The 16,952-nt window shown below is 67.4% G+C and carries 12 protein-coding genes; 6 read left to right on the top strand and 6 right to left on the bottom strand.

Features of this window, described 5'->3' with window-relative positions; all coding sequences use genetic code 11:
* Window positions 1-68 precede the first annotated feature (68 nt).
* The 4 genes from F0U63_RS42430 (at window position 69) to F0U63_RS42415 (ending at window position 4,206) form a co-directional block, all read left to right on the top strand.
* Entirely contained in the window at window positions 69-1,349 is a 1,281-nt protein-coding gene (locus F0U63_RS42430; RefSeq protein WP_395839767.1) for an amidohydrolase family protein, read from the top strand.
* A gap of 101 nt (window positions 1,350-1,450) precedes the next feature.
* Window positions 1,451-1,990 (top strand): peroxiredoxin, encoded by a 540-nt coding sequence (locus F0U63_RS42425; RefSeq protein WP_395839763.1) that lies wholly within the window; start codon window positions 1,451-1,453, stop codon window positions 1,988-1,990.
* Window positions 1,991-2,151: 161 nt separating this feature from the next.
* Complete coding sequence (locus F0U63_RS42420; protein ID WP_395839760.1) at window positions 2,152-3,375, top strand: ATP/GTP-binding protein; 1,224 nt, start codon at window positions 2,152-2,154, stop codon at window positions 3,373-3,375.
* A gap of 3 nt (window positions 3,376-3,378) precedes the next feature.
* On the top strand, window positions 3,379-4,206 hold the full coding sequence (locus F0U63_RS42415; protein WP_395839757.1) for a DUF3226 domain-containing protein: 828 nt from the start codon (window positions 3,379-3,381) through the stop codon (window positions 4,204-4,206).
* A gap of 1,030 nt (window positions 4,207-5,236) precedes the next feature.
* Here the strand turns inward: F0U63_RS42415 and F0U63_RS42410 are convergent.
* Complete coding sequence (locus tag F0U63_RS42410; protein ID WP_395839755.1) at window positions 5,237-5,845, bottom strand: glutathione S-transferase family protein; 609 nt, start codon at window positions 5,843-5,845, stop codon at window positions 5,237-5,239.
* 229 nt (window positions 5,846-6,074) lie between these two features.
* Entirely contained in the window at window positions 6,075-6,818 is a 744-nt protein-coding gene (locus tag F0U63_RS42405) for a patatin-like phospholipase family protein (RefSeq protein ID WP_395848511.1), read from the bottom strand.
* A gap of 232 nt (window positions 6,819-7,050) precedes the next feature.
* Here F0U63_RS42405 and F0U63_RS42400 point away from each other — a divergent pair, with 232 nt between their 5' ends.
* Window positions 7,051-7,491, top strand: a complete 441-nt coding sequence (locus F0U63_RS42400; RefSeq protein WP_395839752.1) for a hypothetical protein — start codon at window positions 7,051-7,053, stop codon at window positions 7,489-7,491.
* A 33-nt stretch (window positions 7,492-7,524) separates the two neighbouring features.
* Here F0U63_RS42400 and F0U63_RS42395 read toward each other — a convergent pair whose 3' ends face one another.
* The 3 genes from F0U63_RS42395 to F0U63_RS42385 form a co-directional block, all read right to left on the bottom strand.
* Window positions 7,525-8,100 (bottom strand): redoxin domain-containing protein, encoded by a 576-nt coding sequence (locus F0U63_RS42395; RefSeq protein WP_395839750.1) that lies wholly within the window; start codon window positions 8,098-8,100, stop codon window positions 7,525-7,527.
* A complete protein-coding gene (locus tag F0U63_RS42390; RefSeq protein WP_395839747.1) occupies window positions 8,100-8,825 on the bottom strand; it encodes a protoglobin domain-containing protein in 726 nt (241 codons plus the stop codon). Before F0U63_RS42390 ends, F0U63_RS42395 begins: the two co-directional genes overlap by 1 nt.
* Window positions 8,826-9,253: 428 nt before the next feature.
* Window positions 9,254-9,769, bottom strand: coding sequence for a hypothetical protein (locus F0U63_RS42385; RefSeq protein ID WP_395839745.1), 516 nt, complete (start codon window positions 9,767-9,769; stop codon window positions 9,254-9,256).
* 180 nt (window positions 9,770-9,949) lie between these two features.
* Here F0U63_RS42385 and F0U63_RS42380 point away from each other — a divergent pair, with 180 nt between their 5' ends.
* The gene (locus tag F0U63_RS42380) at window positions 9,950-12,436 is read left to right on the top strand and encodes a ribonuclease H-like domain-containing protein (protein ID WP_395839742.1); all 2,487 of its coding nucleotides are present in this window, start codon (window positions 9,950-9,952) and stop codon (window positions 12,434-12,436) included.
* A gap of 197 nt (window positions 12,437-12,633) precedes the next feature.
* Here the strand turns inward: F0U63_RS42380 and F0U63_RS42375 are convergent, their stop codons facing one another.
* Window positions 12,634-16,623 carry a protein kinase gene (locus tag F0U63_RS42375; protein WP_395839740.1) on the bottom strand — a complete coding sequence of 1,330 codons (3,990 nt, stop codon included), beginning with the start codon at window positions 16,621-16,623 and terminating at the stop codon, window positions 12,634-12,636.
* Window positions 16,624-16,952 lie beyond the last annotated feature (329 nt).

The raw sequence follows: 16,952 nt of genomic DNA, 5'->3' as shown, positions 1-16,952 counted from the left end.
TCGGCGTCTGGGGTGGGCTCGCGGACGCCGGAGCGCTGAACTGGCCGCGGATTGACTGGAGGGACGGGTTGGGCACGCTCCTGAAAGGTGGCATCGTCGTCGAACTCGAGCCGGCGCACGTCGAGCGCGTGGACTTGCGCATCGAGGGCGAGCGCATCGTCGCCCGAGGCCCCGACCTCCAGGCGGCGCCGGACGACGAGGTGGTGGCGCTCTCGGGCAAGCTCGTCTTTCCGGGCCTGGTGAGCGCGCACCAGCGGCTGAGCGCGAGCCTGGGGCGCGGCATGCCCCGGCCGAAGCTCGAGGGCTACCAGGAACTGGTGGACAAGGTGCGCTGGCGCTACGAGGACGCGCTGGACCTGGACGCGGTGCAGGTGGCCGCCACGGCGGGGGGCCTGGAGGCGCTGCAGTGCGGCACCACCACGCTCTTCGATCTGCACTCTTCTCCCCGGGCGGTGCAGGGCTCGCTGTTGCGCGCGGCCCGCGGGCTGCACGAGGTGGGCGTGCGCGGGGTGCTCTCCTATGCGGTGTCGGATCGCCGGGGAGCGCTGGGGCGCGAGGAGGGGCTGGATGAGACGGTGTCCTTCGCGCGCAAGGCGCGGGGCCGGCTGCGCGGGCAGGTGGGCGCGGCGCCGCTGTTCACCGTGGGCAAGGAGGCCCTGGAGGGCCTGACCGAGGCGGTGAAGAGCACGGGCGTGGGCCTGCACGTGCCGCTGGCGGAGGATCCGCTGGACGAGAAGCTGTCGGTGGAGCGCTACGGCAGCTCCCCGGTGGCGCGGCTGGTGGAGGGCGGCCTGCTGTCACCCCAGACGGTGCTGGTGCACGTGGGGCACCTGGCGTGGCCGGAGCTCGCGCAGCTGCTGCCCACGGGCGCGTGGCTCGTGCACACGCCGCGCTCCAACATGGAATCCGAGGTGGGTTACGCGCCGGCGCTGAAGTTCGGCCACCGGGCGACGCTGGGCGCGGACGGGGTGAGCGCGGACATGTTCGCCGAGGCCCAGGCGGCGTGGCTGCGCTCGCGCGACGCGGGACAGCCCATCGACGTGCTGCGCTACCTGGCCAATGGCCAGCGCCTGGCCTCGCAGGCGTTCGGGTTGCAGATTGGCGCCATGCGCGAGGGCGCGGTGGCGGACCTGCTCGTCATGGACTACCTGCCGGCCACGCCGCTCACGGCGGAGAACCTGGCGTGGCACGTGGTGTTCGGCCTGGGCTCACGCCACGTGGAGTCGGTGATGGTGGATGGCGTGTGGCGGGTGTGGGCGCGCCGGCCGCTGTCGGTCAACCCGTCCGTGGTGGCCGAGCAGGCGCGGGAGGCCGCCGCCGCCATCTGGGCGCGCATGGGAGAGAAGTGAAGCCTGGCGGTAAGGGGTGCTCCCGGTCCCGATGACGGGTGGACAGGCCGCCATGGTGTGGGCGTGGGTACACCCGGGCGGGAAGTGATAAGCCTCCGGGCATGCTCAATTCCATGCTCGTAGCGGGCTTCCTCATGGGAGCCACCCCCCAGGTCGGCGAGGTCGCGCCGGACTTCACGGTGAAGGACACCTCCGGCAAGAGCTACACCCTCTCGGAGATGGTGAAGACCGGTCCGGTCATCCTGGCCTTCTTCCCCAAGGCCTTCACCGGCGGCTGCACGAAGGAACTCGCGGCGTACACGGAGCGGTACGCGGACTTGCAGAAGCTCGACGGCCAGCTGCTGGCCGTCAGCACGGACGCGCCGCAGGATCTGGTGAAGTTCAAGGAGTCGCTCAAGGCGCCCTTCGCCTTCGTGCCGGATCCGGACGCGACGCTCACCGCTCTCTATGACGTGAAGATGCCGGTGATGAACCTGGCCAATCGCTACACGTTCGTGATTGGCGAGGAGCGCAAGATCCTCAAGGTGGACGAGGGCAAGGACGCCATCGATCCCAAGGCCGCCATTGCCGCCTGCCCGCTGCGCAAGAAGGCCGACGCGGCGGCGAAGGACGCGACGAAGGCTCCCGCCCCCGCGAAGTAACGGGCGCTGACCCACGTTCCACCCGCTGGGCCTCAAGGGGCCCAGTGCGTGGCGCGAGAGCGCTCCGACTTGGCCGGGTGCGGTTTTTTGTACCGGACGCTTCCACCGCCTCCTGTGCCCCATGCCGAGCTATATTGAGAGCGCTCCAGCACGAGCCCCACATGGCCGGGCGCATTCTGAGGCGGTGTGCGCAGGGGCGCATCACCTGCGGTGAGGTTCTGGCGCTCTCGCGTCAAACCAACGAATATCGGATGAGGTCGGCACCGGGCCGGTCCTTCGGTATGACCCGGGCCGACGAGAATGCCATGCCCCTGCCCTTTGAGCACCTCTCCATTACGGCGTTCCGAGGCCTTCGCCAGTTGACGCTGGAGAAGCTCGGTCGCGTCAATCTGCTCGTGGGACTGAACGATAGCGGGAAGACGAGCGTGCTTGAAGCTGTCTCGCTGATGGCGCGGCCGCTTGACCAGCTGGGATGGGTTCGCCTCGCGCGCCAGCGGGAGCCATCGCCCGTGCCTTTGAGATACCTCTCGAACACCGAACGCATCCGGTGGCTTTTTCCGCCGAGCGGGCGGCCCGATGGCGACCCCGCGGAACTGGTCATCAAGGCTGGAGGGCGACTTCCCATCACGGATTTGACAGCGAGGTTCAAGCGGGTCGTTGCGATGCGACCGGAACGTGGCGTTCGCCGGGATACTGGAGCGCTGGAGAAGGAGACTACCGGTGCCGAACTCCATATCGAGTTCGCCTCTGCTGGCCAATCGCACACGCGCTCCTTCACCCTATGGCCGAATGAACCCACACGGCGACCTGACAAGGAGAGCAGGGGTCCGCCCTGTGAGGTGGTGCTCGCCTATCATCATTGGATGCCGACACTTCCCCTTCGCGGCTACTCCCAAGCACGCCTGCAGGGAACGAGTGAGGTGCTGGCACGCTTGCTTTCCCTCATCGACCCAGAAATCCGGGGATTGGAGATACTGCAACCGGAAGAGGAGCCGGTTCTCTACGTGACGCACGCGATCCACGGACCGGTGCCGCTCAGCGTCTATGGAGATGGCATTCGTCGCACGTTGCTTCTCGCCGAATCCGTGGTGAATGCGAAGGGGGGCCTCCTCCTCGTCGACGAGATCGAAACCGGAATCCATGTCAGTGCGTTGAGTGGTGTCTACTCCTGGCTTGTCCGCAGCTGCCGCGAGTTCGATGTTCAGCTCTTCGTGACGACGCACAGTCTCGAAGCCATCGACGCGCTGCTTGCCGCCGATACGACTCCCGAGGAGGACGTCGTCGCATTCAAGCTCGGCCGTCATGGCGGGCGGAGCGTGGCCAAGCGCTATGGTGAAGGGCAGCTCAAGTGGATGCGGTTCGAGCGTGGTCTCGAAGTGAGATAACCCATGCACCATGTGTATTTCGCTGTCGAGGGTCCACACGACCTTGAATTCGTAGGCCGCTTCCTCAAACTCCACGGTCTAAAGAGGGTCCAGCACAAACCACGACTCACTCCGTTCTGGACGCCGCTCCTGCCGAAGAGCTGGCCATCGCCGCCCGGGTCCACGGATCTGCTGAAGCGGGTACCGGTGCCGGTGTTCTTCCAGAACCAGCACGTATCTGTCGCCATCGACTCGGTCACCGGAGACAGCCAGCTACTCTCCAGCACCATCAACACCCGTGGCACGGTCGAGCAGCCCGGCGGAGAGATCCTCCACTCCATCGGGATCGTCCTCGACTCGGACCAGAACGAGTCGGCCATGGCGAGATTCAACACGATCGCAAAGGGACTCAATGCGGAGAGGTTCCCCCTTGCGACAGTCCCGGGCCAAGTGGTCGAGGGTCCGCCTCGGCTCGGAATCTTCGTGCTTCCCGATAACGCGACCGCCGGTACCCTCGAGGATCTGCTCATCGAGTGCGCGGAGACGCAGTATCCACAGCTCCTCGCGTCCGCGCGCATTCACGTCGAGTCCGTACAATCCGAGGTGCCACCGTATGAGAAAAGCGACCTTGAGGATTTCCTGAGTCCAGCGGGCCGACGGAAGGCCGTTGTTGGTTCGATTGGCTCGATCCTTCGGCCCGGAAAGTCCATCCAAATATCAATCCAGGACAATCGTTGGGTCGATGGCGATGCCCTTGCGCTGCCACGCGTGAAGATGTTCCGCGCGTTCGTTGATGCGTTGTTGGCTCCGCTTCCATCGACGCCCATCAAGGATGCCGCGCAGCCGCCATAGCGTGAAGCTCGGCGCACGGGTTCGCGCGCCGGGCCTGTTGCGGTATTGCGAGAGGCGGCGGCGCGGTGGAGGTGGGGAGACTTCTTGGCACGTGTCTCGTTATTTGGTGCTGATCAAGTTCTTTGATGCTCTCTCAGCACTCTCGGGCCTCTCCTCTTGGGGCTGCCTCGCAGGTCTCATCGTTACCCGTTGCCACCGCCATGTCCCACACTGTCGCCACTGCCATGGAGAAAGGGGCCCGTATCTCCCATGAGTCCATGACCCACTCTGTCGCCTCCTTCCGCGAACGAGAGGGCCGCGACCAACATCATAGCGTTCAGAAGATTCCACATGGCAGGACTCCTCGCTCGTGCTGTGAGTTCAGACGTAGGCACGAGTCCTCTACTTATATGTCGAAGCAGTGCCAGGGATTTCAACGAATTTTTTGACCGTGGGAGTTCATGCCCGAGATGGGTGTGAGATGGGGAGATGGGTGTCAGACGACTCGGAGATGGGTGTCAGACGACTCGTGTGCGCCAGGCAAAGCCTGGGTGAGAAGAAAGCTGAAGGGACCCTGCGGGTCCAAACCCCGTCCGGCCAAGGTTTCCACCAGCCGGAAGCGAGTCTTGAGTGGTGTCGGGCTGCGAAGCGTAGACAGTGAGTTTGTGGGCCGCGTGATTAAATCTGAATCGTCGCGAGATACGATAGCGGAAGGCCGCAGCCCAGGGCCGAAACAGGCTTGGTCCTGAGTTTTCGTCGGGTTTGAGAGCGGGGCATACAGACAAGAGGGTCTTTCAGGAGCCTGGGAGGTGTTGACGACTCCACGTCGAGTGGCCCCCAGAGAGGGTGTCCAGAGAGGGTGTCAAAGAACTTGATCAATACGACGTGACGCGACACGCGGCGGGAAGGCGAAGGGGGGAAAGCAGACCGAGAAATCCCCCCGACTCCACCGAGCCGCCGCCTCTCGAAACGCCGCGTCGAAAGCCCGGTACTGCTCGCGCAGCTCCTTCAGGAGCTGTCTTCGTATCGGGCGTCACCCTCTCCCCGCCCGTCAGTTGCCCGCCGGGAGCCGGTGGCGGGTGTCGCGCATCGAGGGGCGAGCGTCAAGCTGTTGGAACCAGGCGGCGAGGCGCGGGCAAGGGGCACGCCAGTCGCGCTCGGGCCAGCGGAAGTCGAGAGAGCCGAGCAGGGCGGCGACCGAGACCTCGCCGATGGTCAGCGAGTCGGTGCGGAGGGCCTGAGACTCAAGGGCGCGGAGGGCGGCGTCGATGGCTTGCGTGAAGCGGGCCAGCATGGCCTCGGCGCGTTGGTTCGCGGGGCGCCGCTCGTCGGCGAAGAGGCGGCTGGCTACGGTGCTCGCGCCGTCGGCGAGACCTTGGAGGAGGAGGGCGCGCCACCTCTGCGGACCCGCGGCGGGGAACAGGTGGGGCTCGGGGGTGAGGCTGTCGAGGTACTCGCAGAGCACGCCGGACTCGTAGAGGACCTCGCCGCTCTCAAGGACCAGGGTGGGCACCTTGGCTAGCGGGTTGAGGGTGCGCAGGCGCACGTCGGTCCAAGGGTCGACCTCCACCAGGCGAATGCGATCGGCCAGGCCGAGCTCGTGCGTGGCGATGCGCACCTTGCGCGCGAAGGGCGAAGTGGGGGCGTACCAGAGTTCCATGCAGCGAGATGGGTGTCGAGATGGGTGTCAGACGATTCGTAGGAGACAAGGCATCGGAACAAGTCCTTTGACACCTTCCCCGGCCATGGATACCCGCGTTCCAGATTCCGCCGCAGTGAGCAATCAGCGCGGGATTGGGTGGCGGGGAGTTGCCCACGGTGTTCCGTACCCTCACGCGGGATTGACGCATTCTCCCGCCTCGGGACGCAGGCAGGAGTACCTGCACGGGTCATTCGGGGCGCGCGCGCGCCGCGAGCGTTGTCGTGAAGAACTCCAGCGCATCCTCGCGGCCTTGCTCGAACAAGCGCTCGACGATCGTCACCCGAGGAAGGAGCGCGGTGATCAGCGGTGGCTCCTCCTTGGGGAAGATGTCGAGCCGCTTGCGCTGGAAGGAAGGCGTAGGGGAGACCAGAACCGTGTGGGCATCCAGTTGGGGCAAGTTGTCCGAGGCCCCTCCGTCCAGCGCGGGAAAGCCGCCGTAGAAGACGGGCCGTTCGTAGTACAGGGGGATGTAGCAGGACGCGAGCGCGATGCGGAGCAGCTCCTCGTTCGAGCGGAGTTCGCGCTCTGGCAGCAGCAGGTTGCGCAGGGTCGGCAGGCGGGTCACCGAGATGTAGACCCGCCCCCGCACGCGCAGATAGGTGTCCTCGGGCATCAGCCGCCGCAGGCCCGCGGTCACCGTCTGGCTCATCCGCCCGAAGGGTCCCAACCACCTCGGCTCCACGGCTCGCACCATCGTGATGATGAAGTCCAGTGCGTCCGCCGTCTTGATTTCCGCGGCCGCCAGGATCGCCGCCAGGCTTCCAGAGGAGGCCCCCAGGAACGTCGTCCGCGACAGGTCGCATACCTCGCGCGCCACATCGATGACGCCGAGATGGTACGATATGAGCCACGCGCACCCGGCGAAGGAAATGGACGGCAGCGGAATGCCCGGGGACCCAGTCGGCGCTGTCTCTCTCCTGTTCAGGACCATGCTGCTCATGGGTTCATGGACCTCGGCGCTCGGTGCACCCGCTACTCTAATCGAACAAGGCCCCACCCGTCCGCTGAGCCCCACTCGAGGACCCCTCCGTTTGGGGAGGGCGGCCTGGGCCTCCAGGAGGTGTCCCTGGAATCGTCGTGTGAGTTTTCGTACAAACAAGGCCATGGCCAAACGTAAAAAAAGGAATGTGGCTGATTCATCCATCGTGGCTCAACTGCCTCGGATGATCACCCTTCTCCAGAAGGCCACCGACCTCTTCGAGGAAGAGGTGCGGGAGCGGCTCGGGAGTGGAAACGCGTCTCTCCTCGAGAGCATCCAGGAAGCGCGAGACTTCTACGTTCGAGCCGCTCGCACTCCGGTCCACCCCGTGCGCCGCATGGAGTGGGGGGCCATGGCCGAGATCCATGTGACCTCCTTACTCCAGGGCAAGGTCATCGAGAGCCGTGTGGCTCATTTCTTCCAGGGACCGCTCACGGGCCACGGCGAGTTCCAGAGGATCGTCCGGCAACGACTCGGCGAGGATCTTCCACTCACGCCCGTACTCCCCTCCTCGTACGCGGAGGTGGGGGAGCGTTGGAGTGTGTCGGCACATAGCCGCGACGAAATCCACGACCGCCACGACTGTGAAATCAAGGCGATCTACTCCGTGGGAAGCTCTTCCTGAAGACAGCCCGGGCGCCATCGACAACAGGCCATGTCAGTCCGGCGCGGCATCCGAAGGCGCAGCGCAGCCGCTGTCGTCACAGGCCGTGGCGGGAAGCACCTGGGTTGTAGATCGCCGCACATCGAACGCTGGGCCCGGCTGGGCCTCGAGCAGCAGGGTCTGCAGTTCGGCGCCTAGCCACAGGTCGTCGTGAACACCGAAGATCTGCCGGCGAAGACGTCCCTGCGCGTCGATCAATACCGTCGTCGGCGTTCCCCTCATGGCGTACGCACTCATTGTCTGCGGGATGGGATCACCGGCTTCGCCCGGTGCGTCCACGCCCACCGGGAATTTCACCCGGTATTCGTGGAGGAACGCCCGGAGTGACTCGAGCTTCATGGCCTCGTGGTGCTCGAAGACCGTGTGCAGTCCGACCACGACGAGCGGCGCGCCCGCGAAGACTTCGGCGACGCGCTGTGCCTGCGGAATGCCTCGGGAGACGCATCCAGGGCAGAGCATCTGGAAGGCGTGGAGGAGGATGACCTTGCCGCGGAGTCGCTCGAGAGAGAGCGGCTGCGGCGTGTTGAGCCAGTCGGCTGTCCGCCACGCGGGCGCGGGACGCAATATCATTAGAAGTCCCCGTCCTTGACGTAGGGGTGGGCCCAGAGCGTCACCTGCAACAGGCAGGACTTGAGCCACGCCGCGGCCATCTTCTCGACGTCCGCTGCGGAATGGCCCTGCTCGGCCAGGAAGGGGCGCAGGGTAAAGGTCACCGGGAAGATGAGCGCGAACAGGTCCCGAAAGGGCACGACGTCCGTCGAGGGGGCTCCGTCGGTCTTGTTCTTCTTCGCCCGATGGTGGCGCAGGCCGATCTCGTGCTGGTAGTCGAGCCAGGCCTGGTCGTACTGGGCACGCGACGTATCGAGAATCCACTGGCCGAAGCGCTTGCGGACGAGGCCAAGGTAGTCGCCAAGGGGCTTGCCGTCCGTCCTTCCGCTGAACGAGGCGAGCAGATGCGGCTGACTCCCGACAAACCCGTACCAGACGTCGAGGATCGCCTCGACGCGCCCCTTCACGATGTCGTGCGACATGCGGAGGTACTTCACGTCCTCTTCTCCGAACAGGACGCTGGCCTTCATCTGTTCGAAGACGGTGAGGGACACAGGTGAGCGCGGAACGGACGGGGTGCCATGGGTATAGCCGGGGATGTTGCTCATTTCGTCTTCTCCTTCGTGGAGCAAGGCTCCGCTGTTGCCGCCAGCCGGAATGGCCGCGGAATCCAGGTAGCCCGCGCTGAGTGGGGAGAGATCGGCGGAGTGGTACTTCGTGCTGGGGGTGCTCACGGTCCGGCTCATCGCGGGGCTTCCTTGTGTGAGACGGAAGGTAGAGATCTACCGGCACCCTCAAAAGAGCCGGTTTCGCGAAGCAGACTGGGCCGGTGCTGTGTATCTGGAAGCTCACCTTGGAGGTCGATCCATCCTCGTCCGTGCCGCTCTTCGTGGACGGCGCCGCGGCGGGTGGAGGACCTGTTCGACCTGCCCGGGGATGAGGAAGAGCGGGAGCGGTGGGGGGGCCGCGCTTCGACGTGGCCACACTCGATGGAGCCCGCGGACCACGAACCATGCCGGGCTCCGGCGCGTGCACGTCACCGGGGCATACGCTGGGCACTCGCGGGAGTGGGGCTCGTGCTCGCGGCGGGACTCACGCGGATGCTCTGGCCGAGCACGCCCGCTCAGGGCAAGTGCTGCGCTCGGGAAAGTAGAGGATCCCGAGCCGTGCTCCGTCACCCCTCGGTGACGCGCAACTGGCAGTGGGCGAAGGCCTTGCCCGAGAAGATCTGGCCCATGAACAGCTGGACGGGATCCTTGCCGTTGACCTGGAGGGACAGCTCGTTCTTCTCCCCGCGCAGCTTCGCGCCCGGAGCGGCGTGAACCCGCCCGCCCAGGGCGGACACTTCCCCTTCGAGGGTCGCACCCTCGGCGACGTGAACGTCCCCTCCGAGCGCGACCACCTTGCCCAGCACCCGGGCACCGGCCTCCACCGTCACGTTGCCGCGCATCGCCACCACGTCCTTCACCGTGGCACCCGCGCGCACCACCACGTCCCCATCCAGGGCTACCGCGTCGTGTGCCCCCTGCGCCCCCTCCACTCTCAGCGTCGTGCCTCGGGAGAACAGGTCGCTCTTCTTGACGCTGATGGAACAGGTGGAGTCGTGAAACGCGGCTTCTCCCCTGTCCTCCGCCAGGGAGGGCGTGGCGAACAGGAGGACCGCGAGGATGGAATGGATGAGTGAAGTCATGCGGGCAGCTCCTGGAGCATCGTGGCCTCCCCTTCTACGGCCAGCCTCCGGCGCCATTGCACCCCACACCCATCACGGCTGGGCGCCCAGGCGGGCGGAGGGGCCTTCCTTCACCACCAGGGATGTGGGAGCGTCGCTCCACGCTCTCCCCCGCCTTCGAGCGCCACTGAAGCCATCACGATGACCACTTCACGGGAGGACGAATGGCTCTGGGGTTGGGACCCGACACCAGGCATCGTCTCGGTCTGGGCGGAGCCTGACGGCCGCGCGTTCGTCTGGCGCCGGCTCCCCGGGAGTGGCGAATTGGTGCGGGAGGATCTGCGCTTCCGCCCCTGGCTGCTCCTCTCCTCGCTAGAGGACGTGGCGCACCTCGGCGCGAGGCTTCTTCCCGAACGCGAGGGACCCGCGCCCAACCGGGTGACGTGGCAGGAACTCGAGGGACCGGGCGCGCTGCGCTTCCTGCTCCGCGCGGACGATGGGCGGGCGCTGAACTCCGCCGTGCTCCATGGCGCCTCGCGGCGTCTCGGCCGCCCGCTCGCGCACCCACGGGAGCTGGGCCCGGAGACGGCACTCGTACTGCCTCCCGAGGAGCAGTACCTCATCGCCTCGGGGCGCACGTACTTTCGAGAGCTCGACTTCGACGATCTGCGCCGTCTGCAGTTCGATCTCGAGACCACCGGGCTCGATCCCAGCCGTGACCGCATCTTCCTCGTGGCCCTGCGAACTCCCGAGGGCGGAACGGAGGTGCTCGAGGTCCAGGGTGAGGGCGACGATGCCGAGGCAGACCTCCTCCGCCGGCTGGTCGAGCGGGTCCGGGCCTGCGATCCCGACGTGATCGAGAACCACAACCTGCACGGCTTCGACCTGCCCTTCCTCGCCCACCGGGCGCGGGTGCTCGGCGTACCGCTGGCGCTCGGGCGTGCTGGAGCACCAGGCCTTCGGCAGCGCCCCGCGGCGCGAGGTGCTTCCTTCGGACGTGGCACTCCGGGGCGATTCAGCGAGGCGGCGCGTCGCATACGGCACACGGTGCCCGGGCGCGAGCTGATCGATACGCTGGATGCCGTCCTGCGGCACGATTTCTCGGCCCGGGATCTGCCGGGCCATGGGCTCAAGGCCGTCGCGCGTCACCTCGGACTCGCGGGCCCGGCGCGGGAGTACATCCCGGGAGCCCGGGTGTACGAGTTCTTCCGCCGTGCCCCCGAGCGCGTGCGGCGGTACGCCCGCGACGACGTGACGGAGGCCGCGGGGGTCGCGCGCATGCTGGGAGGGGCGGCCTTCGCGCTCGCCCGCATGGCACCGCGCCGCTACGAGCGCCTCGCGGACGCGGGTCCCGCCACCGGGGTGATCGATCCGCTGCTGGTGCGCGCCTACCTCCGAGCGGGGGCCGCGTTGCCCGCCCACGAGCCTGGTGACGGCACGGCCCACAGCGGCGCGGGGCTCCACCTGTTCGCCACGGGGGTGGCACGGCACGTCGTGAAGGCGGACGTCGCCAGCCTGTATCCCTCGCTGATGCGCGAGTACCGGATCGGTCCCCGGCGTGATCGGCTTGGTGTCCTGCTCGCGCTGGTCGACCGGCTGGTGGAGCAGCGGCTGGCGGCCAAGGCACGGGCGCGTGCTGCGGCGTCCGGCTCACCGGAGCGGCACGGCCATGAGGCCATCTCCGCGGCGATGAAGATCGTCGTCAACTCGGCCTACGGCTACTTGGGAGCGGGCGACCTCACCCGCTTCTCGGATGTCCACGCCGCCAACGAGGTGACACGGCGCGGGCGCGAGGTGCTGGGGCTGCTGTGCAACGAACTGGCACGGCGCGGCGTCACGCTGCTGGAGGCCGACACGGATGGGGTGTACTTCGCCGTGCCGCGGGACTGGAGCGAGGCCGATGAGCGCCGGGTGGTGTCCGAGGTCGCGGCCCTGCTCCCACCCAAGGTGCAACTCGAGTTCGACGGACGCTACGCCGCGATGCTCTCGCACGAGCCGAAGAACTACGTGCTCCAGCCCTATTCGGGGCCCCTCGTCCTGCGCGGGGTGGCGTTTCGCTCCAGCCGGGCAGAGCCTTTTGGTGAGAGCTTCCTGCGCCGGGCCCTGGGTTGTCTCCTGGCGGGTGATATTCCGGGGCTGAGAGAGGCCTATGTCGCGACGGTGATGGCGCTGCGCCGGAGAGAGGTCAGCACCTTCGAGGTGTCGGCCCAGGTCCGGCTGACGAAGGGGCCCGAGCAGTACCTCGCCACGCGCGGGCGCAGGCGAGAGCTGCTATACGAGGCCATGCTCGCGAACGGGCGAACCCACTGGCCTGTCGGCGAGCAAGTCCGGATCTATCGCGCTGTGGGAGGACGTGCGGGCCTGCTGCCCAACCTGGAGACGGACGATGACGGCAGCGCCCGGAGTCCCGGAGCCGAGGACGACGCCGTGAGTGAGCCTCGGGATTACGACGGCGAGTTCTATGCCCGGCTGTTGCGCGAGACGTTCGCGGCACGGCTCGTGCGAGCACTGACCCCCGAGGACTTCGCGACGGTCTTCGCCGATCCCGGGCAGCCCTCCCTCTTCGCCTCCTCGCTGGCACAGTCGCGGCCTGTCCTGACCGTTCTGCGCGACCTCCGGACCGAGCCCCTTCGGAGCGATGAGGCCCCGGGAAGGGTGTCGGCGGGAAGGGTGTCAGACGACTCGTAGGCCGGGAGGGGTGTCCCGGGAAGGGTGTCAGACGACTCGTAGGCCCCGGGAAGGGTGTCAGACAACTCTTAGGGACAACTCGTAGGCAGCTCGGGAAGGGTGTCAGACGACTCGTAGGCCCCGGGAAGGGTGTCAGACAACTCTTAGGGACAACTCGTAGGCAGCAAGGGTGTCTTCTCTGACACCTTCTCTGGAGTTCAGCCTGGTTCGGAGCCACCCCAACGCTGGCGGGCCAGCTCGAGGGTGCGGGCATTCTGGGGCACCTGGCGCAGGAAGCGCTCGCGCGCGGTGGCATCGGGAATATCGGAGGCGCGCTCGTGCACATACCTCAAGGCCTGGCGCAGGGCGGCCTCTCCCTGGCTGACCTCGCCCAGCGCAAGGCGGGCTTCCGCCAGCGCCAGGTACAAGGGCACCGCATACACGCCCGTGCTGCCCATCCGCTCCAGATCCTGGACGCCGAGCTCCGCCACCTGCCGCGCCTCCTCGGCAAGTTCCTGGGACAGCAGGATGGAACTGAGAACGCCGCGTGCGAAGAGCAGGAAGAGCAGGAAGGGAGACAGCAGCTCACACGCCTTGCGTGCAAACGATTCCGCCTCGTGGAGCTCCCCCCTCGCCTGCGCCATCTGGGCCACGATGGCGTACCACATGCCTCGCCTGAAGGAGGGGGCGTCCTCGCTGTCCATCCACTCGTGCACCAACGAGCGGGCCTCCTGCTGGTGTGCCGGCTCGGAGCTCTGGGAGAGCGCATGCAGCAGGTAGTACTGGCCATGGGGCGCCGCGTGGTGCTGCTCCGTCCGGAGCGCGGTGGCCAGGGCCTCGCGGAGCACCTCCACGGCGCGGGGCTGGTCGCCCAGATCGATCAGACAGTTGCCCAGGACCATCTGCGTCATGCACGCATTGCGCTCCGCGCCCACCTCGAGGTAGTCGCGCATCCCCATCTCCGCGAGCGAGAAGGCCTGCCACGGCTTGTTCTCGAAGAATTGGATGAGCTGGCTCTTCAACAACCTCATCGAGCCACGCGTCATGGCGTCATGCGCCATGACGTCGGCCCCCACCTCCAGGATGCGCTCGAGCATGGCTTCCGCCCGCTGGTGCTCGCCATTCCAGAACGACGTGGCGCCCAGCTGGTTGAGGGCCTCCGCGTAGACCGCTACCGCCTCGGGCCCCGGATTGGTGCGCAGCAGCAGTCCGCCCAGCCGGTCCGTCTCCTCCTGGTTCCCGGAGAAGCCGTTGGCGAGAATCAAACCCGCCGACAGCCAGCACCACAGTTGGCTGCCCGGCTTCAGCGCGGGGAGCACCGGAGTACCGAGCTCCAGGACCCTCGGCAACTGCTCCATCCTGAGGGCCACCAGCGCCTGGAGCGCACGCGGGCGTGTGAAGACCTCGCCGCTCACCCCGCAGGCCAACGCCGCGTCGGCGCACCTCATCGTCCCCTGCAAGTCATTGCGCTCGTAGAATTGCTCGGCGGCCAGGGTATGGAAATGGGCGGCGCGATCCGGCCATTGGCCGAGCTGGTAGTGGTGGGCGAGCACCGTCGCATCCGACTCGCCCCTGCGCTCCAGCCAGACGCCGGCCAGCCGGTGGCCGGCTGGCCGCTGGGCCTCGGGGACCAGTCCATGGGCCGCGTCCACCACCAGGGCGTGGCGGAAGCGGTACTCGGCCTCGGAGGGGAGGCGGCTCTCGAGCTGTGGCTCGATGATCTCCTGCTCCACGAACCGCCGCAGGTGTTCCTCCAGCTTGCCGTCCGGCACCTGCTCTCCCAACAACTCCTGCACGCCCCCTGGCCAGAAGGTCCGTCCGAAGAAGCTGGCGGCGAGGAGCACCTGTCTGGCTTCCGGCTCCATCCGCATCAGACGGGCCTGGAGCATGGCGAGTACCGTCTCCGGTGGCGCCTCCCCACGCCCCTCCACCTCCATGCGGATGAGCTCTTCCAGGAAGAGGGCATTGCCATCGGACTGCTCCACCACGCGCCGCACGACGGAGTCGGTCGCCCGCGGTCCCAGCACCTCGCGCACCAGTTGGGCACCGGCCTTGGGGCTGAGCCCGTTGAGCGGCATCTCCAGCACGCGCCGGGCCCAGAGGCCGGGGAAGAGCTCCTTCACCTCCGGCCGCGCCAACGCCAGCACCATGAAGGGGTGTTCGGCCAGCCCGCGCAGGGCCTCGTCCACCAGCTTCACGGTGAGCGCGTCACTCCAGTGCAGGTCCTCCAGCACCAGCAGCACCGGGCCGTGGGCGCACTCGGCCCGGAGGAAGGTCACCAGCGCCTTGCTCACCAAGGCGCTCATCAGCCGTGGGTCGTGCCGGGCCGCGCATAACCGGGGGCTCTGCTCCTCGGGGAAGGGGATGGCGCAGAGCTCACCCAGGAACTCGGCCGTCTCCCGCGCCTCGGGGGGTGGCAGGTGCCGGGCCACGCGCTCGTACAGTTTCGTGCGGCGCGCCTCCGGGGGGGCCACCTCCACGACGCCACACAGCCATCGCAGCGCCTGGGCCAGCAGGTTGGAGGCGGCCCCGGTACTCATGGGATCGCCACGCCCCCGGAGCACCAGGGCCTGGGGGGCCCTGCGCTCGATGCGGCGGAGGAACTCGTGGCGCAGCCGGGACTTGCCCGTGCCCGGCGGAGCCATCACCAGCAGGGCGCGGGCGGCGGGCTCCTCCACGCAGGAGGTGAAGGTGAACTCGAGCAGGGCCAGTTCCTGGGCGCGGCCCACACAGGGGGTGGGCTTGCCCAGCAGGGGGCGGGACTCGTCGGTTCCGAGCTGCTCACCGCGCAGCAGGTAGTTGCCCCCGGCGGAGCGGGACAGCTGGAAGCCAGAACCGAGCAGCCCGGCCGTCACCTCGTCCAGCACGACGAGCGCCGAGGAAGCGCTCAGCCCCTCCAGCTCGCGCAGCAACTGCCCCGCCCTGTCCATGGCGGAGCCCACCGGCAGGCGCTGGTTCATGAATCCGAGCCCGGTCACCAGCACCACCTTGGCGTCCGGACAGCGCTCTTTGAAGCTCAGGGCGCAACGGACCGCCAGGGCCGCCTGGTCCGTGACGGTGCCGCGCTCCAGCACCAGCGTGGCCGCCAGCGAGCCGTCCGCCAGCAGCTCCACCCGGCCTCCATAGGGCGCCAGCGTCGTGCGCAGCGCATCGCGCAGCGCGCGCCTGTGGGCCTCATCCTCCTCCGGCTTGCCCGTCGCCAGGGTGCGGAGCGACACCATCAGGATGCTCACGAGCTGCTGTTCCACGCTGACGAGCTGTTGCTCGTGCGCGGCCTGGACGGGCAGTGACTCCGAGGGCGGGGCGGGCAACGACAGCAGCTCGGATACGGATTCCAAGGTCGCGAGCGACTTCAGAAGACTGGTGGCATCCGGCAGCCGCCGCTGCGGGTCCTTGTCCAGCATGCAGTTCACGAGCACCTGCAGGCCTGGGGGCAGGTCGGGGCGCAGGGAGTGAAGACGGGGCGGCTCGGCCATGAGAATCTTGGCCAGCGTGGCGGCGAAGTGGGGCGCGGCGAAGGGGGGCTGGCCGGTGAGGCACTCGTAGAGCACACACCCCAGCGAGAAGATGTCGGCGCTGGGGGTGATGTGAGGCTGGCTGGAGGCCTGCTCCGGGGACATGTAGCCCGGAGTTCCCAGCACCACGTGGGGGCCCGTTACCGCCACCAGGGTGGGAGCGGCATGGCGGGCCAGCCCGAAGTCCAGCAGCACCACGTCCTCGGGGCGCCCCCCTCGCAGGAAGAGGTTGGAGGGCTTGATGTCGCGGTGGACGATGCCCTGGCGGTGGGCGGTGGCGAGCGCCTCGGTGATACGGCGCAGCAGGGCCAGGATCTCGGAGAGGCCAAGGGGCTGACGGCTCAGACGACACGCCAGGTCCTCGCCCTCGAGCCACTCCATGACGAGGAAGGGCTGACCCGTTTCGATGACGCCCTGATCGATGTAGGAGACGATGGCGGGGTGGCGCAGCTCGGAGAGCAGGAAGGCCTCTCGCTTGAAGCGGTAAGCGGCCTCCGGAGAGGTGAGGGCATGCAGCAGCTTGAGGGCGACACGCTGACCGGTGCGCGAGTCGATGGCCCGGTAGACGAAGCCCATGCCGCCGCGGCCGGCCAGCTTCTCGATGGTGAAGCGGCCGGCGATGGTGATGCCCTGGCTGAGCGTCGTACCCGGAATGTATTCCAAGGGGTACGTGTACGTGTCGCCATCTTCCATGTTGTCGCCGTGCCTCATGAAGTGCGTCGGGAGCATATCCCCTGTGAAGGTGTCAAAGAACTCGTTGCAGGCCCCCTGGGAAGGTGTCCCCGTGAAGGTGTCAAAGCACTCGTTGTGACACCTCGTGCTCTCGAAGTCGCCTCGCTGAGAAGGTGTCGCTGAGAAGGTGTCAAAGCACTCGTTGCGACACCTCGCGCTCTCGAAGTCGTCTCTACGAGTCGTCTGACACCCTTCTGGCCCTTCGAGGACCGTGATGGTGCGGCGGTGGTCTCGCCTCCCGCCTATCATCCCGAGAGCACCGCGTGCCTGGCGAAGTGCTACGCGGAGAA

The sequence above is a fragment of the Cystobacter fuscus genome (genome assembly GCF_044360685.1).
In the GTDB taxonomy this organism is placed as follows: Bacteria; Myxococcota; Myxococcia; order Myxococcales; family Myxococcaceae; genus Cystobacter; species Cystobacter fuscus_C.
This window is presented reverse-complemented; position numbering and strand designations above follow the sequence as displayed.

Bases quoted from the DNA above. Each gene is read 5' to 3' on its own strand.
- F0U63_RS42425 (WP_395839763.1), top strand. From the start codon at position 1,451: ATGCTCAATTCCATGCTCGTAGCGGGCTTCCTCATGGGAGCCACCCCC.
- F0U63_RS42420 (WP_395839760.1), top strand. From the start codon at position 2,152: ATGGCCGGGCGCATTCTGAGGCGGTGTGCGCAGGGGCGCATCACCTGC.
- F0U63_RS42415 (WP_395839757.1), top strand. From the start codon at position 3,379: ATGCACCATGTGTATTTCGCTGTCGAGGGTCCACACGACCTTGAATTC.
- F0U63_RS42410 (WP_395839755.1), bottom strand. From the start codon at position 5,845: ATGGAACTCTGGTACGCCCCCACTTCGCCCTTCGCGCGCAAGGTGCGC.
- F0U63_RS42405 (WP_395848511.1), bottom strand. From the start codon at position 6,818: ATGGTCCTGAACAGGAGAGAGACAGCGCCGACTGGGTCCCCGGGCATT.
- F0U63_RS42400 (WP_395839752.1), top strand. From the start codon at position 7,051: ATGATCACCCTTCTCCAGAAGGCCACCGACCTCTTCGAGGAAGAGGTG.
- F0U63_RS42395 (WP_395839750.1), bottom strand. From the start codon at position 8,100: ATGATATTGCGTCCCGCGCCCGCGTGGCGGACAGCCGACTGGCTCAAC.
- F0U63_RS42390 (WP_395839747.1), bottom strand. From the start codon at position 8,825: ATGAGCCGGACCGTGAGCACCCCCAGCACGAAGTACCACTCCGCCGAT.
- F0U63_RS42385 (WP_395839745.1), bottom strand. From the start codon at position 9,769: ATGACTTCACTCATCCATTCCATCCTCGCGGTCCTCCTGTTCGCCACG.
- F0U63_RS42380 (WP_395839742.1), top strand. From the start codon at position 9,950: ATGACCACTTCACGGGAGGACGAATGGCTCTGGGGTTGGGACCCGACA.
- F0U63_RS42375 (WP_395839740.1), bottom strand. From the start codon at position 16,623: ATGGAAGATGGCGACACGTACACGTACCCCTTGGAATACATTCCGGGT.